Source organism: Pedobacter sp. (assembly GCF_041662865.1).
GTDB lineage: Bacteria > Bacteroidota > Bacteroidia > Sphingobacteriales > Sphingobacteriaceae > Pedobacter.
This window is the reverse complement of record NZ_JBAZRL010000011.1, coordinates 35718-62504: the sequence shown is the minus strand read 5'-3', so window position 1 is coordinate 62504 and position 26787 is coordinate 35718. Positions and strand designations below refer to the sequence as shown.

Sequence of the window (26787 nt, the reverse complement as noted above, 5' to 3'; positions counted from 1 at the left end):
TTGTTTTTTAAAGGATCGTGTTTTCTTAATCTTCTAATCTGTTCCACCACGTTCTTTTTAAAATGAAAATGATGACGGTTAATACCGCTATAGTTATCCATAAAGGATTATACATTCCTGTTATTAAATACATAGGGAAAATGGTAAGGCAAAGCTGTGCCACTATGCCCAGTGCGACATTAAACATGTCTAATTTAAAATTCTTGTTGGCTTCAAAAGTGGGATCTTTGGCTACCACTACAGCATGTATAGGTTTCCAAAAGCCCCATGGTCTTACGGTTTTATAAAATGATGTTAACACCTTTTCATCTGTTGGAGGCGCAGTATACGTGCCAATTAAACAGCCTATTATTGACAATACAAAAAGCAATGGCCACCAGTATAAGGGTAATCCTGTAGTTACATACGGCATTAATAAAGCTGAACCAACGCCAACAGCCATACCCCAGAAAAATCCATTCGCATTAAAGCGCCACCAATACCATTTTAAACAGTTTGCGGCTACATAACCACCATATAAACCACCCACTATCCATTGTAGAATGTTATTTACATCTTTAGCTAAAAAGCCAAAGAATATGCCCACAATCACCACAACTATCCCCACGATATAATTCATCGACATGATTTTTTTAGTAGGGGCATTTGGATTGACATATTTTAAATAAATATCATTGACAATGTAGGCTTGAGCGGCATTTAGTGTTCCGCTAAAGGTGCCCATAAATGCACCAAGTAATCCGGTAAGCACCAAACCCAATACGCCTACTGGTAAAAAGTTATTAATTGTTGCTGGAAGAATGCGTTCGAAATCTGTTACACCATCTGGTCCTTTTAAGTACAGTTGATTGTAATACAATAAGGCTAAAACAGTTAGTCCGGTAATCATAGAATAACGAATAGGCAATAAAATGATACTCACAAATCCTGTCATTTTACTGGCTTCTTTAGGACTACGTGTACTCAATACTTTTTGCATATCGTAATTTGGCGCAGGACCGGCAAGTGAGGCAAAAATGCCTTTCATCAGCATCATCATAAAGAAAATGCCGAATAAGCTAAAGCCATCATCTGCAATCTTCTTATTCGCATCGGCGGCAATCTTACTCCAATCCAAGTTTAACTTCCAACTGAAGAAAGGGTCATTCCATCCCTTTGGCACGTTTAAGGTTTGCCCTTGTAAATGTTGTACCGCAATAACGCCAATAGCAACACAAGCAATCGTCATGATTAGATATTTAATTGCATCGCCTAAAACGATACTGTGCATACCACCAATAATAGAATAGAACATGGCAAATAAGGTAAACACAATACCATAGAAATGCGGTACATACTTATCCGTTACATGAAAAGGAACATAGTCTTTTACGATATCCCATGGGATGAAAACTTGTACAAATTTACCCAGTCCTACAAAACCATACGCTAAGAAACCTAAACAGCTAATTAAGGCGAAAGCAATAACAATGATATGCGAACTTTGTACACCTTTACCAGTTAACCCAAATCTGGTTTTTAACCATTCGGCACCTGTTGTTGCATTTGATCTTCTTAGCCACTTAGATAAGAACATCATCATAAAAACCTGATTGAAAACAGGCCATAGCCAGGGAATCCAAATGCTTTTAAAACCATACACAAAACAGAGCGCAACCATCCACATAGTGCCACTAATGTCAAACATATCGCTGGCATCACTTAATCCTAGCATGTACCAAGGCAGCTTTTTGCCGCCCATCAGGTAGCTTTCTTTATCTTGCTTTGCTTTATTTCTCATATAAAATCCTATGAGAACCATGGTGAGCAAGTAAGCAACTAGAATTAAAATATCTATGAGTTGTAGTTTCATCTGTGCGTTAATGTGATTAATATAATTTCTTTAAGCCTACTCTCTTTTCGAATAGAATGCGGTCTGTTTGGTAAAATTTTTTGAAATCGTTTTCAGATACTTGCCCTTTAAATGGAGCGTAATAATGCATCTTTTTCATAGAAGGAACATAGCCTGCATTACGCCACACCAACACATAAGAAAGCTCAAAATCCTTGATGGCCGGTAATAAAGTTTCTGTCCACCAGGTTGCATCTGGTACGGCTTCGTATCCAGTTTCTGCAAAAGCAGCTAATTTGTTTTTCTGTTTCGCAACTTTAGAAAGGATGTTTAATTCGTATCGAACAGTATCTACAAATGCTTTTTTGTCTTGATTTTCAAATTGATACAAATCGAAACTCACTACATCCACTACATCATCTCCAGGATAACGTTCTAAAAACTCTTTTTCATTGGCAAAACCATTGGTGTTATATACGATAATGAGATTGTGCAATTTTTTCTTGTTTCTTAAGTAGTCAACCGTAAAACGCCAAGCTTTTTTTAACTCGGCAGGAGAGGAGGTGTTTTTACCCCACCAAAACCAATCGCCAGTTAACTCGTGAAAAGGACGAAATAGAATAGGAATAGCTTCATTTTTACTTCCTCTTAAACTGCCCATAAATTTGGCTGCTTTATCTAACCAAGAAACATACACTTGATGTTTTGAGCCTCCAGGTAAAATAGACGCTAGTGAATTTTTAGTGGTGTCCCAAGAAGAGCCGCCAGTTAAGGGATTATCAAAGTGCCAACTTAAGGTTATTGCAGCTCCTTTTTTATAACCACCTTGAATATACTTTTTCATGTTGCTGAAAGGAACGCCGTCAATATTTTTTAATGAATCATGTTCAATTCGAGCCATATCCCAACCGTAAACAGCAGGATAATCATTTACGATGTCTTTGATGTCGCTTTTGCCCGCAACATATTTCCAATTTACACCATAAGCTAAATCATCCTGATGCCCAAATAACGTATAGCGTTTACTTAATTTGTGTAGATTTTTATAGAGTGCTACTGTTTCTTTTGTGGCGAGTTTATCACTTAAGGATTGAGCATAAGTTGCACTACTTCCAAAAATAAATAAGCTGCTAAAAATGCCTGTTAAAATAATCCTGTGTAGTTTCATATAGGGATGCTGCTTATTTTTGAGGTAAAACTGCTGTAATTGCTTTACCGATTTCATGACCGTTTTCAAATTTCACTCCCAAAAATGTAGCAATAGTTTGCGCAAATTGGTTTTGATAAAGTTGTCCTTTGGTTTTAATTTCTCCGAGTGGCTTGGTATCTGGACCCATCACCGCAAAGAATATTTCATTACTATGCTCAACTGTATAATAATGACGCTGCCAATTGTCTAAATATCCTCTACCATGATCTTCTGTAATAATAAAAGTAGTATTGTCTTTATAAAAAGGATCGCTTTGCATGTAATTCCAAAGATCTTCGATCATTTTATCGTTGTAATTGGCCGCATCTAAGTAATAATCATATTTTCCGCTATGCGCCAGGGCATCGGTTTCTATAAAACTTAATTGTAATACCCGAGGATGATTTAATTTTACATATTCTTTGGCAAAAGAATAGGTAATGCCATCGTGTCTTTCACCCATTCCGTAATCTTTTGGCAACCACCATTGCAAATCGTTTAATGTTTTTTGGACATCACTCAATTTATCTCCTTTTACATTTGTGTAGCCAGAATTGATAGGTAAGCCTGATCTTTCTTGATTTAAAATTTTATAAAAAGCATCCCACGAAGTGAATGTGGCAACTTTACCTTTAAATGCTGGTATTTTATTTAAAAACTCTAATACGTTGATATTGTGATTTGCAGGATGTGAATTGGAGTTAATTAAGGTATCTGAATAGCCCGTAAATATTTCATTGTACCCAGGATAAGAAAACCAGTACCGATTGGTCACATTTACAAAATTGCCATAATTCCGGTTGCCATAAATCTGACCTTTCGAAGCTATGGTACTCCAAAAGAAGGGCATTAATTTTGCCCTTCTTTCTTGTTCGGTTTTACCCCAATATTTTTTAACTCGCCATGTCGAATCTTGAGATGTGAATTTCTTTCCAAATAGATTGCTTGAATCTGCACCATTAAATACGTCCTTCCATCGGTAGCCATCAAATGTAATAATGACTACATTTTTTGTTTTTTGTGCTACTGCGATGTTAAAACTGAACAGTAAACCTAGGATAATCAATTTTCTCAGATTCATCTACTCTCTAATTAATAGAAACCAACATCGTCAATATAAATTGTGGATGCAAAACCACTAAATTCTTGAAAAGTAAGGTATTCGATGGTTGCTGGATTTCCGATATTGATTAAAGGAATTTGATATTCGGTCCACTTCCCTTCATTTAAAATTACATCATACGTACCTGAAGTTACACCTAAATTAGAAGATGATACCCTAACTTTTTTGCCTTGTGTGCCAGCACCACCATACATGGATAGTTTCACGAAACTATAACCTGCAGTTGGGAATTTTGCTACTAATCTAAACCTCACCGCTGAAAATGATTTGTGTACCACTTTTATGGATGTTGTACCTCTTCTTACCATTTCGCTGTTGGCGAGATCTAAAGAAGTAAAAGAATAAGAGGTGTTTGTCCACACATTTTTTAAGCCATCATCATAAATAAAATGTTTCAGTCCGAAGGTTTTATCAGTAGTCACTGTGCCCACTGGTGTGGTAACCACAACTGCGCCATAGGTAACATTTGCTGGTATCTTTACTTTAATTTCTGTTTGTGTGTTGGAAACAATGGTTGCATTAACACTATTAATGGTAACGCCTGTAACACCTTTAAAATAATTTCCATTAATGGTCATATCGTCGCCTGGATTTCCTGCTGCAGGATCAAAACCTGTAATGGTTGGAGGTGGTTGTTTAATTTGGAAATTCAGGGTTGCTGTGCCATATTTTGTCGTTACCGTAATCGGATTATTGATAGGATCTGTTAATTGAGCTGGGATTTTAACCGTTACTGTATTATCATCGCCATAAATTAACGAATCTTTAGCTAACGTACCATTAAAATCAACTTTATAGGTGGTGCTCAGATTAGTTCCTTTAATTACAATCCATTCTCCATATCCAATCGAGGTTATTGCCGTATTCCTATCGTTTAGATTAGTTACTGCGCTTAATGTAGGAGGTGCAGTATCTACTACTTTATCCTTTTTACAAGCTCCCAAAAGCAGAAATAGCATCGCACAGAGAGCGAGGTGGCTTATTAATAGCGATCTTTTCATGTTCATAAATTTAAGTTATGATTTTATTAAATAGTTTAATTACCAATCAAGGTTGTTTTTTCCTCCTATGGCTTTATTAGAATTCAATTCGTTCAATGGGAGAGGTAATAATAAATTCTTTCTTGCACGAACCTTCGAAATGTTGTTCTGTCCAGTTCCAATTTTATTCATTACCTGTAAATAAATTCCCCAACGGATTAAATCAAAACGTCTAATCCCTTCTAGGTTAAGTTCACGAGCACGTTCTGCTAATACATAGCTACGGAATTGCTCGGGAGTCATTCCGGCTGGAGCATAAGCTGCTGGAACAGGTACTGGCGGAGTGCCAGTAGTTGGATAAGAACGGAAGCGAACTGTGTTCAATGCATCATAAGCAGCAGTTGTGGCACCATTTACTTCATTTTCAGCCTCTGCATACATTAACAATACTTCTGAATATCTTAGCAAAGGAAAGAAAGCATCGCTATTAGCTACTGTTGGATCTGCAACTGCGCTATATTTAATGGTATAAGCTCTTTGAGAAGTGGCTGTGTTACTATTGTTATAGGTTACCCCATTTACTACTTTATACAATGCCGATTGTTCAAAAGGATAAAAAATATTGGTTCCTTGTAACGTAGTATAATTGTGCGTAATTCCATCTAATACTCTTTTATCCTCGATATCGTAATCGTTGTAATGGTTATTAGTAGTCCAAACAGCGCCTTGCCCGAAGGTAGAACGAGCAGGGAAATAAGCACTTAAATTATTGATAAACGCCGTTCCTGCAAGTGATTGTAACTCCCACATTTGTTCTTTATTGTTTCTTCCTGCAATACTCCATAAGTCTTTCCAGCTTGGTGTTAATGCATACAAATTACTAGTAATTACTTCTGCAGCTTTATCTCTTGCTAAGGTGTAAAGTGCTTTCGAATCCATTCCTTCATGACCAGCTACTACATTTTTTGCGTAAGTATAATACCCATTATCAGTTCCGCCACGCACTGTAACGTTACCTGTTGCTGCACCAGAAGCCATTGTTAAATAGGTTTTAGCTAAAAAAGCTTTTGCTACACCCTGATTAACTCTTCCTGCTTCACCAGCTTTAGGATGGCCTAATGGGAATAAATTGGTTTCGGCAGATTTGAAATCACTAATGACCACATCATAGGTTTCTTTAACTGTAGCACGAGGCACATTTACCTCTGGGTTTTCTGCCGATAAAGATTTCAAACGAAGGGGTACGCCACCATACAATTGTACCAGTTGAAAATAAGCCCATCCTCTTAAAAAGTAAGCTTCCCCCAAAATCCTTTTCTTTACATCTGCATCCATATTTGTAATGGAAGGAACATTTTCTAACACCGTATTTGCTCTCGCAATAATGGTATAACATCCAATCCAAGGCGCTTGCCAACCAAAATAGGCTTGTGGATTTCCAGCACCAGTCGTTCCTAAAAACCAATCGGCTCCAGATACATGGTCATCATCTAAAATGGTGATGTTCCAAAAGGGTTGTAAGTATAAATCATAAGTGTACAATTCGGCATATACCCCATTAATTGCCGCTTTTGCATCACTTTCGTTTTTATAAAAATTCTCTGGTGAATAAAAAGAATAGGGTGTTTCTTGTAATGCTTTTTTGCAAGAGCTAAGGCTAAGTACGCTTAGACCAGTCACAAATGCTATAAAATATGTTGAAATCGCTTTCATATTATATTTTTAATAAGGTTAAAAATTGCAACGTAAAGAAAGGTTATAAGTTCTCGAGTTTGGATAACCGCCAAGGTCTACACCAAATAAAGCAGGGTTATCACCATAACTGTTAATCTCAGGATCGTAACCAGAATAATTGGTAAATGTATAGAGGTTGTTAACGCCTAAAGAAACTTTTAAATTAGAAATCGTTTTAGATTTTAGAGGAACGTTATAACCAAAAGTTATGTTTTTAATCCTCACAAAACTTCCGTCTTCTACAAATCTTCTGCTAAACAATAGGTTTCTAAAGAACTGACGCATAATTTTTGGCCCAGTAGCATTGGTATTATCCTTGCCTTGTGTCCAAGCGCCATCAGCCATTTCTTGAGTGATATTTTTATTGGTGCCTAAGTTGCCGCTAAATCTAGTATTCATGTTAATGATGTCATTTCCTTGAACACCATTAATGAATACACTCAAATCAAATCTTTTGTATTTAAAATTATTGGTAAAACCGAAGGTGTAATCGGGATTTACATCACCAATAAATGTTCTGTCGCTTTGTGCAATTGAAGTTCTGTCGTTATCTAAATTTTTGTATTTAACTTCTCCAATCGTTCTTAAAATGATAGCATCACCTAATCCGCTGTACGCTGGATCGCTTCTCACTTCTGCTTCATTATCGTAATAACCATCTTCAACATAACCATATAATGCGCCAATTGGCTTGCCAACAGTTTGAATAAATGGGGCATCTCCAGTAGAAATGTTTCGGCCGTATTGTTCGGTCACATCTGGACTTAGGCTTAAGATTTTATTTCTGTTAAATGAAATGTTGAAATTAGAGTTCCATTCAAAATCTTTGTTTTTTAAGACAATACCATTTAAAGTTAGCTCTAAACCTTTGTTCTCAATTGATCCTGAATTAACCAACTTGGTTTGAAATCCAGTAGATGAAGGGATGATTAAGTTTTGTAAAAGATCGTCGGTTATCTTTTTGTATACATCTACATGCAGATTTAGCCTGTTTTTAAATAGGCCTAAGTCTAAACCTAAATTGTAGGAAGTAGTCGTTTCCCATTTCAATTTCTCATTAGCAGGTCCAGCATATAAATCGTTGGCTAAACCAGTTTGAACAGAACCACCAAATGGATAATTGTATACGCTCAATTTAGCCAATGAAGCATAAGAGCCTATTCCTTGATTACCAGTTTGCCCATAACTAATGCGTAATTTTAAATCGCTAATGGCTTTAACATTTTTCATGAACTCTTCATTCGATATTTTCCAAGCAGCAGCAGCTGATGAAAAACCCGCCCATTTATTGTCTTTTCCAAATTTACTTGAGCCATCTTGGCGATAAGAAAAAGTTAGCAAATAGCGATCGTCATAGCTATAGTTAGCACGACCTAAAAATGAAATTAAAGTAGATTGATAACGGTAGGTGATAATTGGCAGCACAACTTCTCCAGCCGCAAGATTTTCATTTTCTAATGCGTCATTTGGGAAAGTCTTTGCTTCTGCTCTTTTGCTATTTCCATTAGTGCGCTCAAAAGTGCCAGCGCCAACTATGTTTAAACTATGTTTGTCAATTTTTTTAGCATAAGTAAGAATACTTTCTGCAACACCGCTATTCCAAACATTATCAGATTTTAATCCCCAACCTTTAACAGCAAAGCCTTCGTACACACTTCTTGGGTAATATTGATCTCTGGTACTACCAGCATAACTAAAGCCAATGTTTTGTCTGAATTTGAAATCTTTTAAGAAAGTTGCTTCCAAATAGTTTGAAGTAAAAATATTTAATCCTTTTACTCTATTTAAAACATCATTTACATAAATGTAAGGGTTTGTAATAAAAGCATCGCCGACCCCATCATATGCTATTGGTTCTGATAAGGTAGAAGGAAATGTTAATGCCGAACGGATAACTCCTGCACTTGCGGCATCAGATTTATCAGTTCCTGTTTTCACTCCATTGTTAATCGTGCGTGCTATAGAAGTACTTGTGCCTACTTTAAACGTTTTGCTAATGTTTCTATTTAAATTTAAGCCTAAACTAAGTCTGTTATAATCCGAGTTTGAAATGGTGCCTTCCTGATCTAGGTAACTAAAAGTTAAACTATGACTACCTGCATCACCACCTCCAGAAACATTGATAGAATAGTTCTGATACAAACCACGACGGAAAATTTGATCTTGCCAATTATTTTTATTTCCTATATAATCTTGTGGACCTTTTGAATAATAAGTGTTTCCTGGATTTAATGGGTCTGGTAACTGTGCGCCAGGATAAGGTAATGCGTAGGCAGTACCTGTATACTTGTTCGAATTTGTATAAGCCAAATTTTGATATGCGGCATATTCTGACGCATTAAGCACATCTATTTTTCTAGAGACCTCTGCTTGTCCAAACGTAAAATTAGCTTCCACTCTGTCTTTGCCGCTTTTTCCTTTTCTGGTTGTAATTAATACAACACCATTAGCGCCACGTGAGCCATAAATTGCCGTTGCTGATGCATCTTTAAGGATATCAATGCTTTCAATATCATCTGGATTTAAAAAAGACATTGCATTTAAAGTTTGTTTCTCATCATCGCCAATAGATAGAGGTGTAGAACCGCTACTATTGTTATTAAAAGGAACTCCATCAATTACGTAAAGAGGTTCTGTCCCTCCTAAAAACGAGTTTGAACCTCTAACGCGGATACTTAAGCCAGCACCTGGTGCACCATCATTTTGTGTTACATTTACACCAGCAATTTTTCCTTGCAAGGCTTGTAAAACGTTAGTTGTGGCATCTTTAATTAAGTCTTCTCGCTCAATTCTTGATACAGAACCAGTAAGGTCTGATTTTTTAACGGTTCCATAACCAACAATTACAACATCAGAAAGGGTAGTGCTTTTAGATTTTAAAACAACATTGAACGAAGTTTTAGTGCCAATAGCTAGTTGTTGGCCTTCCATTCCTAAAAAAGTAATGACTAAAGTTTGTGCAGTAGAAGGAATGGTCAATGAGAAATAGCCATTACCATCGGTAACCGTTGCTACTTTAGTGTTCTTAATACTAACAGAAACACCTGGAAGTGTTAATCCATTTTCATCAGATACTTTGCCTGAGATCTTTTTATCTTGGGCAAAACAAGTAGTAATAGATAACAGGCATACAAGTATTGCCAATAAATTAGTAGATAGTTTATTAAGCATAAGCGTTTTATTTGGTTTATATCAAAAGTAGTGTTCAATGCGTTGGGTAAAATAATACTATTTTATCCATTTATAATATTTTTATCTCCTCATCATTCGTTTTACTCAAAATAACTGCTATTTAACTTTCGTTATGCTCTTTTAATTAGTGAATTAGCTATAGTTGTTATATATTTGAATATTGATATTATTTTATCCTGTTTATTGATATTATTTAATCATTTATTGTGCATTCAACTATAATAAAAGAAATTACTCCGCTTACTAATGGCGATTGTTTCACCATTTTCGAAAGGAAGAAACAAGATTTTGACTTTCCTTTGCATTATCATGAAGAGATGGAATTGAATTTTATTTCTAATGCTAGTGGAGCACGTAGAGTAGTTGGAGATCATATTGAAGAAATTGGCGATATCGAGTTGGTGTTGGTTGGCTCTAATTTACCACATGTTTGGGAAACCTATAAATTAAGCGGCAAAGAAATTCACGAAGTAACCATTCAATTCCACAAGGATCTTTTTGATGAAAAATTTCTACGCCGAAATCAACTACGTGTAATTAGAGAACTATTTGAAAAATCGAAATGCGGTATTTTATTCTCCAAGGAAACAGCACAAGCAATTGGCCCGAGATTGATCAAACTAAATAAGAAACATGGTTTCGATTCGGTTTTAGAATTGATGTCCATTTTACATGACCTTTCTACTTCTAGAAATATGCGTACGCTATCCGATTCTACATTTAGCAATGCTGAATTTTCTTATAATAGTCGAAGAGTAGAAAAAGTGATGGAATATATTAATGTCAATTTTGATAAGCAAGTAAGCCTTGCAGAGGTTGCAAGAATAGCAAACATGACTGAAGTTTCATTTAGTCGGTTTTTCAAAAGTCGTACGGGCATTAGTTTTATTGATAGTTTAATAGAAATTAGATTGGGTCATGCATCAAGAAAATTAATTGATACTACAGAAGCTGTCGCAGAAGTCGCATACAATTGTGGTTTTAACAACATTTCTAATTTTAATAGAATATTTAAAAAGAAAAAAGGCTGTACGCCAAAAGAGTTTAGAGAAAATCTTTCTGGTCATAGAGTTTTCGTTTAATCGTATGAAACTATTATTTTCAATTTTATTGCTAACAGTTTGTAGCAACTTTACTGTACATCATAAAGAGCAGTTTTTCAGTGCAGATAACCCATATATACAATACACGGGCAGAGTAGATTTTACAAATCCAGCAAAACCAAAATTTTGGGCTTCTGGCGCTTATGTGCAAGTAAAATTTAATGGGACATCTTGTGCACTTCAAATTAACGATGAAATGATTTGGGGTAAAATCCTGAACTATCTAGAAATAAAAGTTGATGATCAACCTGCCTACCGAATTCAATTAAAAGGAAAAGAGAATACCATAGTATTAGCCGAAAACTTAACAAAAGGAGATCATGTAGTCACCATTTGTAAAAATTCAGAAGCTGAAAATGGATATATTGAAATTGTAGGCTTTACATGCGAAAAATTAGTGGCACTGCCAGCAAAGCAAAAACGTAAGATGGAATTTATTGGAGATTCCATTACATGCGGTGCAGGTAGTGATGAAAGTGTAATTGCTTGTGGGAAAGGAGAATGGCACGATCAGCATAATGCGTGGCTCGCCTATGGGCCAACTACTGCTCGTAATTTGAATGCACAATGGCATTTGTCTTCCGTTTCGGGTATTGGATTAATGCATAGCTGTTGTGATAAAAAAATAGTGATGCCACAGGTTTTTGATAAGGTGAGCATGGCAAGAGATACCATAAAATGGGATTTTAGTAAATATCAACCCGATGTGGTGACTGTTTGTTTAGGACAAAATGATGGTGTACAAGACTCAACCAAATTTTGCAATGCTTATGTGAAATTTGCTAAAACATTGCGAGGTTATTATCCTAAAGCAAAGTTGATTTTTCTAACTAGCCCAATGGCGAATAAAGAATTGAAAACAGCACTAGTAAAGTATATCACTGCTGTTAAAAAGACCTTAAATGCTGACGGAGAACAAAATATTGACTCTTATTTCTTTACAAAACAAGCTAATAAAGGCTGCGGTGGACATCCTTCTTTAGTAGAACACAAAGAGATTGCAGATGAACTTACGGCTTATGTTAAAAAAACAATGAAATGGTAAAGCTAAGAATTACAATTTCCTTAATTCTTTTGAGTTTAAGCACGGTTACAAATGCACAAGAGCTCTTTAAAATGAAGAGCAATGTGAAATCTAGACTCATCAGTTTCGAAAACTTAAGTGGCGCAAGTAGCAATGGCGGTAAAGAAAATAATGGAGCAAAAGGTCATGCTACAGAGACTATTTTACCTGGTGCTACCCGAACACTTGTAAATTACAATGGCAACGGCATAGTGCAAAGAATGTGGTACACAATTAGTGAACGCAGTCCAGAAGTATTACGCTCCATTCGTTTGCAAATATTTTGGGATGGTGCTACAAAACCTGCAGTTGATGTACCATTTGGAGATTTTTTTGGCATTGGTTTAGGTCAGAAAAAACCTTTTGAATCTACTTTTTTTAGTGATCCAGAAGGAAAATCGTTCAATTGCTTTATCCCAATGCCATTTCGCAAGCAGGTAAAAATGCTTTTTATTAATGAAAGTAAGTTAAACGTAAACCTATTTTTTGATGTGGATATTCTAGAAACTCCGCCACATACTGCAGATGTATTGTATTTTCATGCCTATTGGAATAGAAAAATTACGAGCGAGTTAGGAGAAGATTTTGAACTATTGCCGCTCATAAAAGGCAAGGGAAGATTTTTAGGAACAAATGTTGGCGTAATTACGGATTCTGTTTATCGTGGTACATGGTGGGGCGAGGGAGAAGTGAAAATGTATATTGATGAAGACACCAAATACCCCACTATTAATGGAACAGGAACAGAAGATTATGTCGGCGCTGCTTGGGGTTTAGGAACTTTTAATCATCAATTTCAAGGGTGTTTAGTGGCAGACAATAAATTGGGTTATTTTGCATTTTATAGATATCATGTTCCTGATGAAATTTATTTTAACAAAAGCATTAAAGTAACTATCCAAGAACTCGGTGGTACTAGTTTAGAAATAGCGAGAGATTTATATAAAAAAGGAGCGAAAATTAAACCGGTTATTTAAAATTAAATGCGATGAATTCTGCACCCATGCTTACAGACGAGCAGTTTAGACCTGGGGGTGTATTATTTTACAGAGTTGATGATTATTCTGCAACAAGTTACTTTTATTTGGATAAACCAACTCACAATTTACCAAGTTTACAACCAATTGATATACGTACTTACAACTTAAAAACTATAAATTAACTTAATTTATGAAGACTTTAAAACTAATTGCCTTATTCCTTTTCGTATTTGTTGCTGCACAAGCACAACAGAAAGATGCATTTTACAATGAAATTCAAAACTTTAAAAAACAAGATAGTATTAAATTCCCCCCAAAAAAGGCAGTGCTTTTTATAGGGAGTTCAACTTTTACCAAATGGAAAGATGCACAAACTTATTTTCCTGATCATGTAATTTTAAATCGTGGTTTTGGAGGTTCTTCTTTGCCAAATGTAATTAATTACATAGGTGATATTGTTTATCCCTATCAACCAAAACAAGTTGTTATTTACTGTGGAGAGAATGATTTTACAGGAAATGCTACTGCACAAATGGTGGTAGATCGAGTTAAAAACTTGATAGATTTAATTCGAGCAAAATATCCAAGAGTTCCTATTGCTTACATTTCTATTAAACCAAGTCCATCACGAGAGAAATATTGGCCGTTAATGGTTGAAGCAAATCAAAAGATTGCTGAAATGATTAAAGGAGTGAGACGTGCCGATTTTATCAATACTTATGATGCTATGTTTAACGCTGATGGTACAATAATGACAGATATTTTTCTAGCGGATAAACTACATATGAATGCCAAAGGATATGCTATTTGGGCCAAAATTATGGAGCCTTACTTAAAGTAGGGCTCTAGAATTCATCTTTATTTCCTACTTTTGCGAGGTGAAAAACCTAGCTGTCTTTTATTTAATCTTTGTGGTATTGCTGTCGGTATTGCCATGTAGCGATGAATTAGCGGCCCAAGAATTTACCCAACAAGCAGTTGTTAAGGTAGATCATGATAAAGCAAAAGGTAGCGCAGAAAACTGTTCGCCAATTTGCTTATGTTCTTGTTGCGGACAAAGTGTGGTTGAACCTCAGTTTGTTGCATTTCAAACAAAAATCACAACTTTTAAAGTAGAAAATGAAATTTCTACACATCAATTTTCTCTTGAACAGAGGGCAAAAAATATTTGGCAACCGCCAAAATTCGGATAATGCTATTTAAGTTTGTCATGCTGAGCTTGTCGAAGCATCTTTATGGCAGTTCAAAATAATATCATTATTCATTTAATAATAGAACAATGTATCAATACATGATTCTATTCACATCAATCATTAAAATACAGATGAAAAAAATCATATTGTCAATATTGGCATTATTTATAACGACACTAACTTTTGGGCAAAATACATGGAAAGCCCAAGTTTTAGAACAGGAAACAAAAAATCCAATCTTTGGTGCAACAGCGAAAATAAGAGGAACAGCGATTGGTACACAAGCTGATGAAAAAGGTTTTTTAAGTTTAACAAATATTCCAGATGGAATACAAAAAATCACTATCAGTTTTGTTGGATTTGAGGAAAAAACAATCACTTTAACATTTCCATTAACTCAAACTGAGGTAGCCACAATTTTATTGAAAGCAACTAAGGATGAATTAGAAACAGTAACTATTTCTTCTACACGAAGCTCAAGAAGCATTCAAGATATTCCAACTCGAGTTGAATTTATTGCAGGAGAAGAATTGGAAGAAAAAGCCAACATGAAACCGGGAGATATCAGAATGATGTTAAGTGAAAGTACAGGTATTCAAACCCAACAAACTTCTGCAACATCAGCCAATGCCGCCATACGTATTCAGGGTTTAGATGGGCGTTATACTCAAATTTTAAAGGATGGATTTCCATTATATGCTGGCGCTGCCAGCGGTTTAGGTTTATTACAAATTCCACCATTAGATTTAAAACAAGTAGAATTAATTAAAGGATCTGCATCCACTTTATATGGTGGGGGCGCAATTGCTGGCTTGGTTAACTTGATTTCCAAAACTCCAAATAAGGAAAGTGAATTAAATTTCCATTTTGATGGAACAGACGCATTAGGCTTAAGTCTGAATGGATTTTACAGTAAACGTAATGAAAAAGTGGGCACTACTTTATTTGCTGCTTATCAAAATAATGCCGCTTATGATCCTGCAAATATCGATTTATCAGCTATCCCTAAATCGGAGCGTTTTACTTTCAATCCAAAATTATTTCTTTATCCGAATGCTAAAACCACACTAATATTAGGTGTAAATACCACTTTTGAAGATCGCATTGGTGGAGATATGCACTATATTAAAGGAGATGCTGATGCATTGCACACTTATTTCGAACAAAATAAAACACGACGAATTAGCACCCAATTTTCACTAGATCATGATTTAGGTAAATGCGGACATTTTACAGTGAAAAATAGCTTGAGTTATTTTAATAGAGTGTTAAATACACCAGGATATGAATTTAATGGCACTCAATATTCCACTTTTACGGAGGCAAATTATGCAAATCATGGCGAAGAAATAGAATGGATAGGTGGCATTAATTTATGGACAGATCGCTTTAAGGAACAAGGACTATCTTCTTCCGCTTTGCGAAATTACAATCAAATTACTGCTGGTGCTTTTGTACAAAATACGTGGAAAGCCAATCCTTGGTTACATATAGAAACAGGAATGAGAGTAGATCACGTGAGTGATTATGGTTTTGCATTCTTGCCAAGAATATCAACGCTGTTTAAAATTAATCCTAAACTTACTTCTCGATTAGGAGGAGGTTTAGGTTATAAAGCGCCTACAATTTTTACAGAAGATAGCGAAAGAATTCAGTACAAAAATGTATTGCCGATTAATAAAACAGAAAATCAATTAGAGAAAAGTTATGGTGCTAATTTGGATATCAATTATCGCACTGCGCTATTAAACCAAACGATTTCCTTTACTATTAATCATCTGTTTTTCTTTACACATCTTAAAAATCCATTACAGTTATTAGCTGTTACCAATGGAAATTATCAGTTTGTAAACGTAACTGGAAATATAGAAAGTAAGGGAACAGAAACTAACGTGAAATTAGGCTATAAAGATTTTAAATTATTTTTAGGTTATACGTATACCGATGCACATCAACATCAAAATGGTGTGAAAATGGAAAATACGCTAACCGCTAAACATCGAATTAATGCAGTTTTAATGTACGAATTAGAAGATAAATGGAAAATTGGTTTGGAAGCATATTCTTTTAGCAAGCAATTATTAAGCGATGGTTCTATCGGTAAAAGTTATGTAACTACAGGTTTTATGGCCGAAAAACTTTGGGATCGTTTCTCTATCTACATTAACTTTGAGAATTTCTTAGATGTACGACAAACACGCTTTGATTCCATTTACACAGGCACATTAACTAACCCACAATTTAGAGATATTTACGCTCCACTTGATGGTTTTGTAATGAACGGGGGAATAAAGTTTAGATTATAATTTTATCGCTTCTGAGGAATCTCATTAATTAACCTCGATGAGATTCCTCATTTAATACCTCTTTTGTCTGCTCAAAATCATCTTGATAAAATAAATTTGCAAGATAATACCAATCGGTATATATTTGCGCTGTCAATTTAATACATCATGACAAAAGCAGAAAAAACGAAAGCATACATTATTGAGAAAACGGCACCAATCTTTAATAAAAAAGGATTTGCTGGTACTTCATTAAATGATATGACTGCTGCAACAGGTTTAACTAAAGGAAGCATCTATGGTAATTTTGCCAATAAAGATGAAGTAGCCTTAGCTGTTTTTGATTATAATCTCAAAAAATTAACTGACATTATCAATAGTGATTTATCTGCACAAAAAGGAGCTAGAAACAAATTGCTAGTTTACGCAGAACGATACGAGAGATTTTTAAATCCACCATTTACAGAAGGAGGATGTCCTGTTTTAAATACTGCAGTAGAAGCAGATGATACCCACGCAGGATTAAGAACAAAAGCCACAGAAGCTATTTTAAGCTGGAAAAAAACAATCGTTAAAATTATAGAAAAAGGCATTGTAGATAAAGAGTTTAAGCCTGATACGGATGCAGAGCAAATTGCCTTCACCATGATTGCAATGACAGAGGGCTCAATGATGATTGCCAAATTGCTAGACAATAAACAGTATGTAACGATGGTGCTTCAATCCATGAAAAAAATGATCCAAAGCATCGATTAAAAAAATTTGAAACAGAATATACCGATTGGTATATAAAAGATAAATTAAAATTTAAAAACAATAAAAAATGAAAACTACAAACAACACCATATTAATTACCGGCGGCAGTGCAGGTATTGGTTTCGAAACAGCAAAATTATTAAGTGAACAAGGAAACCATGTAATTATATTGGGTAGAGATGAAAATCGCTTGGCGGCTGCTAAAGCAAAATTAACTAATGTAACAGCTATTCAAGCCGACGTGAGCAATGCAGATGATGTAAAACGATTAGTTGCTACTATTAAACAAGATTTCCCAAATCTAAATGTATTGATTAACAATGCAGGTAGGGCTTCGGTTTATAATTTGGCCGACCAAAGCAAAGATGCTTTTAGCATTGCAGAAGAAGAAATGTTGACGAATTATCTTTCTATTGTTAGATTGAATCAAGCGTTATTGCCAGTATTGTTAAAGCAAGAAGCAGCAGCAATTGTAAATGTATCATCTGTTGTGGCTTATGTGCCAGGTGCTACTTTGCCAACTTATGGAGCAAGTAAAGCAGCATTACATTCATATACTACTTCATTGAGATTAAGTTTAGAAAACACGGCAGTTAAAGTTTTCGAGTTAATGCCTCCATTGGTTGATACAGAACTTTCTGCAGAAATAGGTGGTCACAACGGCATTCACCCATCACAAGTTGCCAACGAATTTTTGGAAGCATTTGCGAATAATGATTTTGAAATTCGTGTAGGTGATACCGCTAAAATATACGAATTGTTCCTTTCTTCCCCAGCTGATGCTTTGAATGTAATGAATGCAAACAGAGCAGCGTGGATAGAAAGTGTTAACTCATAAAACGATGTCATTTCATCTAAAAAGAAAAATAGCATTTGCCTTAATAATGGCACTATTAACTACTGGCATTATTTCTTTCACGGTAATAGGTGTAAATCTTGGTTTCATTGATCATTTTTACAAATATGGGTGAAGTCGTGGCTCATTGCCTATTTGATTGCAGTACCTTGTATTTTAGTTGCTGGACCAGTAATAGAAAAATTGGTACAACAATTAGTGAAAGAAAAGATAAAAGCTAATCATTAAAATATGAAAAGAGTAGTGATTACCGGCCTAGGAGCAATTACACCTTTAGGAAACACGGTAAATGAATTTTGGGAGAATATAGTTGCAGGTAAAAGTGCTGCAGGACCAATTACCAAGTTTGATAGCACTAAATTCAAAACGCATTTTGCTTGTGAGGTAAAAGATTTTGATATAGAAGCCTATTTGGATAAGAAAGAAATCAAAAAGTACGATTTATTTACTCAATATGCTATTGCAGCAAGTGATCAGGCGATTAAAGATGCAGGACTTGATTTTGAAGCAATGGATGAAAAAGATAGATATGAAATTGGTGTAATTTGGGCTACAGGTAATGGAGGTATAAGTACTTTTGAAAGTCAGTTAAAAGAATTTAATACTGGCGATGGGACACCTAGATTCAATCCCTATTTTATTCCTAAAATGATTGTTGATATTGCAGCCGGAGTGATTTCTATTCGCCACCAATTACATGGGCCAAATTATTGCACAGTATCTGCTTGTGCGTCTTCAAATACAGCCATCATCAATGCTTTTGATACCATTAGATTAGGAAAAGCTAAAGTAATGATTGCAGGCGGATCTGAAGCAGCGATCACTGAATCCTCAGTAGGTGGTTTTAATTCAGCTCAAGCTTTATCTAAAAATAATGAAGCTCCTCAACAGGCATCAAGACCATTTGATGTGGATAGAGATGGCTTTGTAATGGGAGAAGGTGCAGGCGCATTAATTTTAGAAGATCTGGATTATGCTTTAGCAAGAGGAGCGAATATTTATGCTGAATTGGTAGGTGGCGGCATGGCTGCAGATGCTTATCATTTAACAGGTACACACCCTGAAGGATTAGGAGCTATTTTGGGTATGAAAAAAGCAGTAGAAGAGGCAGGTATAAGTTTGGCAGAAGTAGATTATATCAACGCACATGCGACATCTACAGGTATTGGAGACATTAGTGAACTAGTAGGAATTAAAAAGTTATTTGGTGATTTACCAGTTGCTATTAGCGGAACAAAATCTATGACTGGTCATTTGTTGGGAGCTGCGGGCGCTGTCGAGAGTATTATTTCAGTGCTGTCTGTTAAAAACGATATTATTCCGCCAACAATAAATACTCAAAAACTGGATGATGAAGTACCGAAAGGTTTAAATATTGTTTTGGGTAAACCGATCTACAAAACAGTTAATTATGCACTTAATAATACCTTTGGTTTTGGCGGGCATACAGCCAGTAGTTTATTTAAAAAGTACAGTAAATAAGGGCAAACTTGCTTAAAAAAGCCTTGTTTAATTGAGCAGGGCTTTTTCTATTTTAGATAAAAGCATATCAATTTCGAATGGTTTGGCCAAAAAATCATCGGCGCCAGCAGTTTCGGCAGAATGTTTTAAATCATTACTTGCAGAAATTAAAATAACAGGAATGTGTTTGGTACGCTCTTCACTTTTCAACTTTTTACATAATTCTCTACCATCTGAACCAGACATCCAGATATCTAAAACATAAACATCTGGTAATTCATTTTGAGCAGTAAGTATAGTATTTCCATTTAGAGTAGCATTTACAATATAGCCTTCCATTTCTAGCATCATTCCAACTGCATCTAAAATACCAGGATCATCATCAGCAACAGTAATTCTTTTTGGTTTGTTCATCTTAAATTCTATGTAAAAAAATCAAGTCTAAATTGTTAATTTTTAAGCAATTGGTCGTTGTATCGGAATAGAAAACCAAAATTTAGAGCCTTCACCTTCTTTGCTGCTCACCCATATTTTTCCGCCTTCACGCTTGATAATTTCAGAAGAGATATAAAGTCCTAATCCCAAGCCCGGAAATGTATGTTGCATACTTCCACTTACGCGATAAAATTGTTCAAAAACCTTATTTAAATTGCTTTCTGCTATGCCTATACCAAAATCTTCTACACAAAGCACAACGTTATCATTTTCTATCATGGTATGCACAACAATTTGTTCAGAATCTGGGGAATATTTAATTGCATTAGTTAATAAATTTGTAACTACTTGGCTTATCCTTTCCTTGTCCGCATAAACTAATCCAACTTTTTCTAAATTCTCTATAATTTGATGCTTTTCAGTAACACGTTGCAATTCCTCTACTTCAGATCTAACCATTTCATTAAAATCGAAATGGATTAGATTATACTGTAATTTGCCTGAATTTACTTTAGTTACATCTAACAAATCTCCAATTAAATTGGTGAGACGATTGAGTTGTAAATCCATCTTTTTCATGAGTCCAGCTTCCATTACATCCCCTTTTTTTAGCAAAATTCGCTCTAATACTTGAGCATAAGCTTTAATACTGGTTACTGGAGTTTTCAATTCATGGCTGGCAATGCCGATAAAATCGTCTTTTTGTTGTTGTAATTGTTTGGTTTCAGTAATATCAAAAGATACGCCTATAAAAGTAAGCGGATTTCCTTTCTCATCATATTGGGCTTTACCTGATTCCTTAATCCAATGAATGGAATCATCAGGCCAACGAATTTGATATTCTGCTTGGTAAATTGTTCCATCCAAAATAGCTGTATTTATCGCTTTAATTACATTCTCTTTAAAATCTGGCTCAATAAAATTAAGTAGCTCATTGTAGGTTAACTTCTTTTTAGTTAAAAGGCCGTAATTTTTATTGAATTGATCAGAAAATCTAATTTTATTTGTCTTAATATCTAACTCGTAAGAACCTAATCTTCCAGCTTCTAATGCTATTTCTAATCGCTGATTAATTCGTATTAATTCTTCCTTAGCATTTCGTTGTTGCGTAGTGTCCATAACTGTGCCCAACATCCTCAACGCTTTCCCATCTGCATCGTAATAAATTTTCCCTTGAACTTTTATCCAATGGATAGACTTATCTTCCCAAATAACTCTCACTTCATAGTAAATTTGCCCGATATCTAAGGCTCTTCTATGGGCATTTAACCGTAATTCATGATCATCAGGGTGAATGGCCGCTACATAGGTAGCTCTTGGAACTCGATGTTTATAACCAAAAATCTCATCAAAACGCTCAGAGGTGTTCATCTCTCCAGTACGTAAATCAAGGTCAAAAGTACCTAAACCTGCCGCTGCGGCTGATAATCTAGCTCGTTCTTCAGCATCTTGAATTTTACGCTTGCTTTCAAGCATCTCAGTTACATCAATTGCCACAACCATAATCCTATTAATGCTTCCATCTGCATCTTTCAATGGCTGATAAACATAGTTGATATAAATCGTTTGTTTCTGACCATTTCTAATTAAAGTGATAGGTTGTTCATTGCCATGATGAGTAATGCCAGTTTGCATTATATTTTTAAGAATATTGTCAAAACCTAATGTTTTAGATTCAGGGAGCGCTTCCCATAACGTTTTTTCAGCAAATTCTTGTCTGTTTTTACCCGAAAGATTTAGATACGCGTCATTCACTAATTCTACAAAAAGTTGCTCTCCTTTCAAAATAATCATTCCTACTGGAGCTTGTAAAATTAACTTACGAAAATTTTCTTCACTTTCTTTAAATGCATTTTGAGCGGCAACTTCTTCAGTAATATCTTGCAATGTGCCATTTAAACGATAGGCAACATTTTGTTCATTAAATAATGCTTTTCCTTTTGCTTTTACAATCCGTTCTTTTCCAGTTTTTGCATTGATGATGGTATATTTTGCGGTATAATTTCCTCCAGATGAGTGATCCAGAGCTTTTGAAATGGCATCGTTTACTTTTTCTCTATCTTTTTCGGCAATAGAATTAAGCGCTATAGACAAGTCTATTTCAACATCCGAAGCAATGCCAAACCAGCTTTTTAATCGAGCATTGCTAGTAAATTTATTAGTAAGTGGATTATAATCCCATGTGCCTAATTCGGCTGCATTTAATGCAAATTCAAGTTCATCTTTACTCTCACTTAAAGCCTTTAAGGTTTTTACTTTTGTGGTGCTTTCTGTACAGGTCACAAAAACTCCCGCAGGTTTACCAGTTTCATCATAAGCGGGGCTATAGCTAAAAGTCCAATATACATCTTCAATTTTGCCGTTACGATAAATTGGAATTAGTTGGTCTTCGCTCCAAGTGGCATCACCTCCAGAAAGCACTTGATCTATTAATGGTTTAATGATTTCCCAAATTTCTGGCCATACCTTTTTACCAACCTGGCCCATCGCCTCCGGATGTTTTCCTTCATTACCCAAACTAGGGCGGTAGGCATCGTTATAAAAGCAAATTAATTCTGGCCCCCAAAATAAAAACATTGGGAATTTAGAGTTGAGCAGAATGCTAAGCGTAGTACGTAAGCTTTGAGGCCACTTTTCTATAGGGCCAAGAGGATTTTTAGCCCAATCGATTGAGCGGATTAGTGCACCACATTCGCCACCTCTGCTAATGAAACCAAAACTCATGCGTTGTTAAAATAGTTCATCGTAAATTAAGAAATTTTATATCCCCAATTAACAAATAATTTATTTTTTTGTTCGATTGATTGAAAGAAAGAGCTATTTATAAAGGTGTGCTAATTTTTGGTGCAAGGATACAAGGGATAATGGCTAACTTTTCTTTAGCTATGTATGCTTCCTTACCTAATTTCCGCAACATGCGGTAATGAGAGCATAAAGCACTTAAAAAAGTTGGGCTTTCTATGTAAGGAAGATTAAACTCCAAAGCGGTATCCTTAACTATTTTGCCTATAGCGGGATAGTGAATATGACATATTTTTGGGAAGAGATGATGTTCAACTTGTCTGTTTAAACCACCACATATAAAACCAGCAAGTTTACTATTTACTGCAAAATTAGCTGTGGTCATCATCTGATGTGCTGCCCAAGCTTCTTCAATATTTCCTTCGTTATTTGGATGAGGAAAACTAGTTCCTTCTACCACATGCGCTAATTGAAAGACTAATCCTAATACCAAACCCTGTGCAAATTGCATAGCTAAAAAGCCAATAATAAACTGCCACCAAGTAATATCCAAGACTATTAAGGGTAAAATTATGAACAGGAAATAATATAAAAATTTGAAGAAAAACAAATTAAAATATTCAATTTTTGGATGATTTGATACTTGACAACCAATTTTTGTTTGGAAGAATTTCTTATAATCCTTTCTAAAAACCCATGATAGCATAGCTAAACTGTACAAGCCGAAAGCATAAAAATGCTGATAGCGTTGTAATTTATTTACAGGTTCATTTTCGCAAAAGCGGATTAAGCCTGGTGCTACATCAATATCTTCATCATGTCCCGAGATATTGGTGTAAGTGTGATGTACAATATTATGGCAAATACTCCAAACATAAGCACTAGCACCAATTAGACTAAATAAAAAACTAAATGATTTATTGATAAATGATTTATCAGAAAAAGCCTTATGAATTGCATCATGACAGATATTAAAACCAACAAAAGCGCCAAACATGCCTAATAAAATAGCCATGCCTAACATGAGTAATGGATTAAAACCGCCTAATAAAATTAGTAGATACAAGGTAACAAAGGTTCCTAAAAAGAAAACTGCTTTAAACCACATTGCGCCATTGGCATGAACACTTATTTGTTGCTCATCAAAATGTTCATCAACACGTTTACGTAAGGTAGCATAAAAGGTAGATTTATTCGTATTCGTAAACTTGACTTTCTTTGTCATATTTCGTGTAAAGTGTGGTAGGGGCAGTTTTTTAATTTTAGCTAATGTAGTCTAATTAATGTGTTATGTTACATAAATACTAGTTTAATTTTAGCTGTTTCATTCTTATTTACGCAAAAGCTTAAACAAAAGATGTAGTGCAGGTTTTTTTGGTTAGATATTCCGTTGCTTGTAATATTTTAAATTGTGCATATACTTTAATAAGATGTGAACATACGTTGGGTTGGTATATCAATTACAATGAGCGTTCCTTTATCTGGTTGCTTTTCAATACTTATTTTTCCTTCGTAGTAATTTATTCGGTTAGATAATAAGCCAATCCTTTTCCCTTTACCATTATTTTCTATACATAAATTAATAGAATCTGGATGTTCTATCAATTGAAAAATAACATTTGTAGCCTTGGCATATTTTATGATATTTTGGAAAATTTTTTTCACAATGCGATAAAAACTGACTTGAAAATCTTCTGGATATTTAGAAAGATCATCGAAACCATAAATTAAATGTTCAATGTAAATTTTGCCTGATGTATTAATATCGTTAATTAATTGCTCAATTGAATTAATCAAACCATATTGATAAATAGAGATTGGCATTAATTGAGAGCTCATTTGTGAACTTATTTTTTTAAATAACTATTGAAATGAAAATTACAGTTAATTTTATAGACGTAAATACCTAATATTAAGTATTTTTGATTCCAAATATAATCCCAAGTATGAAAAAATTGATTTACCCTTTATTGTTTGCAATAGTCGCTTTACTTTTTAGTTGTAAAAAATCGGGAACGTTCCCAGTCCCAGATCCAACACCAACTCCACCTACTGTACCAACAACTCCAACTTATCCGTTGCCAGGTGCAGCTAAAGATGGTGTGGTATTTATCAATGGTGGTACATCAGCAATTGTTACTTTATATGCACCTTCAAAATCATCGGTATATGTGATTGGTGATTTTAATGATTGGCAAACTTTACCTGCTTATCAGCTGAAACTAGCACCAGATAATAATACATGGTGGGTTCAAATTGACAACTTAAACCCTAATACAGAATATGCATATCAGTTTTTTGTAGATGGAACATTGAAAGTTGCAGATCCTTACTGCGAAAAAGTGTTAGATCCTAACAACGACAGTTATATTTCATCAGTAACTTATCCAAATCTAAAAACATATCCAACCGGAAAAACAACTGGAATTGTAAGTGTAATGCAGGCTAATCAGCCAATTTATACATGGAAAAATGGAAGTTTCACTAGGCCAGCAAAAGATAATTTAGTAGTATATGAATTGTTAATTCGTGATTTTACAATGGAGCATAGTTACGCATCAACACTTCAAAAATTAGATTACTTAAAGGATCTTGGGATAAATGCAATTGAATTAATGCCAGTTACAGAGTTTGAAGGCAATTTAAGTTGGGGTTACAATGTGTCTTATTATTTTGCACCAGATAAATATTACGGCACCAAAACTGCTTTGCAAAACTTCATAGATGAATGTCATGGTAAGGGAATTGCAGTAATTATGGATATGGTATTAAACCATTCTTTTGGGCAATCGCCAATGGTGCAGTTGTATTTTGACGGAAGTAAACCCACTTCAAATAGCCCTTGGTATAATGTAGATGCAAAACATCCATACAATGTGGGTTATGATTTTAATCACGAAAGCGCAGCGACTAAATATTTTGTCAAAAATGTGGTTAAATTTTGGATGCAACAATATAAAATCGATGGTTTTAGATTTGACTTATCAAAAGGATTTACACAAAATTACTCTACAAATGATGCTGGTTTTGCTGCGTATGATGCGAGCCGTGTTGCAATTTGGAAAGAATATAATAACTACATTAAAAGTATAGATCCTAATAATTTCTACGTGATTTTAGAGCATTTTGCCGATGCTAGCGAAGAAAAAGTATTGGCAGATGATGGGATGATGCTGTGGAATAATCTTAATTACAACATGAACGAAGCCACAATGGGCTGGATACCAACTTCTGATTTTTCTTGGGCATTTTATACTAAACATGGATTTAGCAAATCCGAAAATCTGGTTGATTATATAGAAAGCCATGATGAAGAACGATTGAACTTTAAAAATATCACCTATGGTAATGTAGTTACTGGATATTCTATTAAAGATTTAACAACAGCTTTAAAACGCGAAGAAATGGCTGCGGCATTTTTATTTGCAGTTCCTGGTCCGAAAATGATTTGGCAATTTGGCGAACTTGGTTACGATGTAAGCATAGACTTTAATGGTCGCACAGGCGATAAACCAATTAAATGGGATTATTTTACCGATAGCCGCAGGAAAGCTTTATACGATGCTTATACTAAATTCATCAAACTAAAAAAGAATAATACTATTTTTACTAGCCCAACATATACATATAGTGTTAGCGGTGGACTTAAATATATCAAATTAACTAACGGTACAAATACAGTGGTTGTAGTGGGTAATTTCGATGTAACTAATCAAACTGCAAACATTGATTTTGGAGCAAATGGAACTTGGATTGATGCAACTGGTGGAGCAACTATTAATATGGCTAGCACTACATATGGTGCAACTTTAGCTCCTGGAGAATATCATATTTATAGTAAACAAGCTTTAAATTAATTTTAAG

21 protein-coding genes and 1 pseudogene are annotated in these 26787 nt (G+C 34.9%); 12 read left to right on the top strand and 10 right to left on the bottom strand.

The window, feature by feature from the left end; translation table 11 throughout:
• Positions 1–25: 25 nt before the first annotated feature.
• The 6 genes from WC622_RS06110 to WC622_RS06085 are packed head-to-tail and all read right to left on the bottom strand — an operon-like array spanning position 26 to position 10028.
• Positions 26–1852, bottom strand: a complete 1827-nt coding sequence (locus WC622_RS06110) for a sodium:solute symporter family protein (RefSeq protein ID WP_372818280.1) — start codon at positions 1850–1852, stop codon at positions 26–28.
• Positions 1853–1868: 16 nt separating this feature from the next.
• Positions 1869–2999, bottom strand: a complete 1131-nt coding sequence (locus WC622_RS06105) for a glycoside hydrolase family 26 protein (protein WP_372818278.1) — start codon at positions 2997–2999, stop codon at positions 1869–1871.
• Between the two features lie 13 nt (positions 3000–3012).
• The gene (locus WC622_RS06100; protein ID WP_372818276.1) at positions 3013–4101 is read right to left on the bottom strand and encodes a phosphoglyceromutase; all 1089 of its coding nucleotides are present in this window, start codon (positions 4099–4101) and stop codon (positions 3013–3015) included.
• A gap of 11 nt (positions 4102–4112) precedes the next feature.
• On the bottom strand, positions 4113–5144 hold the full coding sequence (locus WC622_RS06095; protein ID WP_372818275.1) for an IPT/TIG domain-containing protein: 1032 nt from the start codon (positions 5142–5144) through the stop codon (positions 4113–4115).
• Between the two features lie 39 nt (positions 5145–5183).
• Positions 5184–6836, bottom strand: a complete 1653-nt coding sequence (locus WC622_RS06090; protein ID WP_372818273.1) for a RagB/SusD family nutrient uptake outer membrane protein — start codon at positions 6834–6836, stop codon at positions 5184–5186.
• A gap of 18 nt (positions 6837–6854) precedes the next feature.
• On the bottom strand, positions 6855–10028 hold the full coding sequence (locus tag WC622_RS06085) for a SusC/RagA family TonB-linked outer membrane protein (protein ID WP_372818271.1): 3174 nt from the start codon (positions 10026–10028) through the stop codon (positions 6855–6857).
• 227 nt (positions 10029–10255) lie between these two features.
• On the opposite strand from WC622_RS06085, the gene WC622_RS06080 reads away from it, so the two are divergent.
• The 11 genes and pseudogenes from WC622_RS06080 to fabF all read left to right on the top strand — a co-directional run bounded on the left by WC622_RS06080 (position 10256) and on the right by fabF (position 19767).
• On the top strand, positions 10256–11131 hold the full coding sequence (locus WC622_RS06080; RefSeq protein WP_372818269.1) for an AraC family transcriptional regulator: 876 nt from the start codon (positions 10256–10258) through the stop codon (positions 11129–11131).
• A gap of 4 nt (positions 11132–11135) precedes the next feature.
• Positions 11136–12197, top strand: coding sequence for an SGNH/GDSL hydrolase family protein (locus WC622_RS06075; protein ID WP_372818267.1), 1062 nt, complete (start codon positions 11136–11138; stop codon positions 12195–12197).
• Entirely contained in the window at positions 12191–13192 is a 1002-nt protein-coding gene (locus tag WC622_RS06070; protein ID WP_372818265.1) for a glycoside hydrolase family 172 protein, read from the top strand. The genes WC622_RS06075 and WC622_RS06070 overlap by 7 nt, the downstream gene beginning before the upstream one ends.
• Positions 13193–13203: 11 nt before the next feature.
• Positions 13204–13377, top strand: coding sequence for a hypothetical protein (locus WC622_RS06065; RefSeq protein ID WP_372818263.1), 174 nt, complete (start codon positions 13204–13206; stop codon positions 13375–13377).
• Positions 13378–13385: 8 nt separating this feature from the next.
• Positions 13386–14036, top strand: a complete 651-nt coding sequence (locus WC622_RS06060) for a GDSL-type esterase/lipase family protein (RefSeq protein WP_372818262.1) — start codon at positions 13386–13388, stop codon at positions 14034–14036.
• 37 nt (positions 14037–14073) lie between these two features.
• The gene (locus tag WC622_RS06055; RefSeq protein WP_372818260.1) at positions 14074–14388 is read left to right on the top strand and encodes a DUF6660 family protein; all 315 of its coding nucleotides are present in this window, start codon (positions 14074–14076) and stop codon (positions 14386–14388) included.
• A 131-nt stretch (positions 14389–14519) separates the two neighbouring features.
• Entirely contained in the window at positions 14520–16694 is a 2175-nt protein-coding gene (locus WC622_RS06050; RefSeq protein ID WP_372818259.1) for a TonB-dependent receptor domain-containing protein, read from the top strand.
• A 147-nt stretch (positions 16695–16841) separates the two neighbouring features.
• Positions 16842–17429 carry a TetR/AcrR family transcriptional regulator gene (locus WC622_RS06045; protein WP_372818257.1) on the top strand — a complete coding sequence of 196 codons (588 nt, stop codon included), beginning with the start codon at positions 16842–16844 and terminating at the stop codon, positions 17427–17429.
• Between the two features lie 67 nt (positions 17430–17496).
• Positions 17497–18267 (top strand): SDR family oxidoreductase, encoded by a 771-nt coding sequence (locus WC622_RS06040; RefSeq protein ID WP_372818255.1) that lies wholly within the window; start codon positions 17497–17499, stop codon positions 18265–18267.
• A gap of 4 nt (positions 18268–18271) precedes the next feature.
• Positions 18272–18513, top strand: a pseudogene (locus WC622_RS06035) (DUF2798 domain-containing protein).
• 3 nt (positions 18514–18516) lie between these two features.
• Positions 18517–19767: a beta-ketoacyl-ACP synthase II gene (gene fabF, locus WC622_RS06030; protein WP_372818253.1), complete on the top strand. Its 1251-nt coding sequence runs from the start codon at positions 18517–18519 to the stop codon at positions 19765–19767.
• 27 nt (positions 19768–19794) lie between these two features.
• Here fabF and WC622_RS06025 read toward each other — a convergent pair whose 3' ends face one another.
• The 4 genes from WC622_RS06025 to WC622_RS06010 all read right to left on the bottom strand — a co-directional run bounded on the left by WC622_RS06025 (position 19795) and on the right by WC622_RS06010 (position 24762).
• Positions 19795–20160 carry a PleD family two-component system response regulator gene (locus tag WC622_RS06025; RefSeq protein ID WP_372818251.1) on the bottom strand — a complete coding sequence of 122 codons (366 nt, stop codon included), beginning with the start codon at positions 20158–20160 and terminating at the stop codon, positions 19795–19797.
• A gap of 42 nt (positions 20161–20202) precedes the next feature.
• Positions 20203–22905 carry a PAS domain-containing protein gene (locus WC622_RS06020; protein WP_372818250.1) on the bottom strand — a complete coding sequence of 901 codons (2703 nt, stop codon included), beginning with the start codon at positions 22903–22905 and terminating at the stop codon, positions 20203–20205.
• 97 nt (positions 22906–23002) lie between these two features.
• A complete protein-coding gene (locus WC622_RS06015) occupies positions 23003–24148 on the bottom strand; it encodes a fatty acid desaturase (protein ID WP_372818248.1) in 1146 nt (381 codons plus the stop codon).
• Between the two features lie 197 nt (positions 24149–24345).
• A complete protein-coding gene (locus WC622_RS06010; RefSeq protein WP_372818247.1) occupies positions 24346–24762 on the bottom strand; it encodes a sensor histidine kinase in 417 nt (138 codons plus the stop codon).
• Between the two features lie 107 nt (positions 24763–24869).
• On the opposite strand from WC622_RS06010, the gene WC622_RS06005 reads away from it, so the two are divergent.
• Positions 24870–26780 (top strand): alpha-amylase family glycosyl hydrolase, encoded by a 1911-nt coding sequence (locus WC622_RS06005; protein ID WP_372818246.1) that lies wholly within the window; start codon positions 24870–24872, stop codon positions 26778–26780.
• The last annotated feature ends 7 nt before the right edge of the window (positions 26781–26787 follow it).

Bases quoted from the DNA above. Each gene is read 5' to 3' on its own strand.
- WC622_RS06105 (WP_372818278.1), bottom strand. From the start codon at position 2,999: ATGAAACTACACAGGATTATTTTAACAGGCATTTTTAGCAGCTTATTT.
- WC622_RS06020 (WP_372818250.1), bottom strand. From the start codon at position 22,905: ATGAGTTTTGGTTTCATTAGCAGAGGTGGCGAATGTGGTGCACTAATC.
- WC622_RS06005 (WP_372818246.1), top strand. From the start codon at position 24,870: ATGAAAAAATTGATTTACCCTTTATTGTTTGCAATAGTCGCTTTACTT.
- WC622_RS06085 (WP_372818271.1), bottom strand. From the start codon at position 10,028: ATGCTTAATAAACTATCTACTAATTTATTGGCAATACTTGTATGCCTG.
- WC622_RS06065 (WP_372818263.1), top strand. From the start codon at position 13,204: ATGAATTCTGCACCCATGCTTACAGACGAGCAGTTTAGACCTGGGGGT.
- WC622_RS06110 (WP_372818280.1), bottom strand. From the start codon at position 1,852: ATGAAACTACAACTCATAGATATTTTAATTCTAGTTGCTTACTTGCTC.
- fabF (WP_372818253.1), top strand. From the start codon at position 18,517: ATGAAAAGAGTAGTGATTACCGGCCTAGGAGCAATTACACCTTTAGGA.
- WC622_RS06070 (WP_372818265.1), top strand. From the start codon at position 12,191: ATGGTAAAGCTAAGAATTACAATTTCCTTAATTCTTTTGAGTTTAAGC.
- WC622_RS06010 (WP_372818247.1), bottom strand. From the start codon at position 24,762: ATGAGCTCTCAATTAATGCCAATCTCTATTTATCAATATGGTTTGATT.
- WC622_RS06060 (WP_372818262.1), top strand. From the start codon at position 13,386: ATGAAGACTTTAAAACTAATTGCCTTATTCCTTTTCGTATTTGTTGCT.
- WC622_RS06040 (WP_372818255.1), top strand. From the start codon at position 17,497: ATGAAAACTACAAACAACACCATATTAATTACCGGCGGCAGTGCAGGT.
- WC622_RS06090 (WP_372818273.1), bottom strand. From the start codon at position 6,836: ATGAAAGCGATTTCAACATATTTTATAGCATTTGTGACTGGTCTAAGC.
- WC622_RS06100 (WP_372818276.1), bottom strand. From the start codon at position 4,101: ATGAATCTGAGAAAATTGATTATCCTAGGTTTACTGTTCAGTTTTAAC.
- WC622_RS06050 (WP_372818259.1), top strand. From the start codon at position 14,520: ATGAAAAAAATCATATTGTCAATATTGGCATTATTTATAACGACACTA.
- WC622_RS06025 (WP_372818251.1), bottom strand. From the start codon at position 20,160: ATGAACAAACCAAAAAGAATTACTGTTGCTGATGATGATCCTGGTATT.
- WC622_RS06075 (WP_372818267.1), top strand. From the start codon at position 11,136: ATGAAACTATTATTTTCAATTTTATTGCTAACAGTTTGTAGCAACTTT.
- WC622_RS06045 (WP_372818257.1), top strand. From the start codon at position 16,842: ATGACAAAAGCAGAAAAAACGAAAGCATACATTATTGAGAAAACGGCA.
- WC622_RS06015 (WP_372818248.1), bottom strand. From the start codon at position 24,148: ATGACAAAGAAAGTCAAGTTTACGAATACGAATAAATCTACCTTTTAT.
- WC622_RS06095 (WP_372818275.1), bottom strand. From the start codon at position 5,144: ATGAAAAGATCGCTATTAATAAGCCACCTCGCTCTCTGTGCGATGCTA.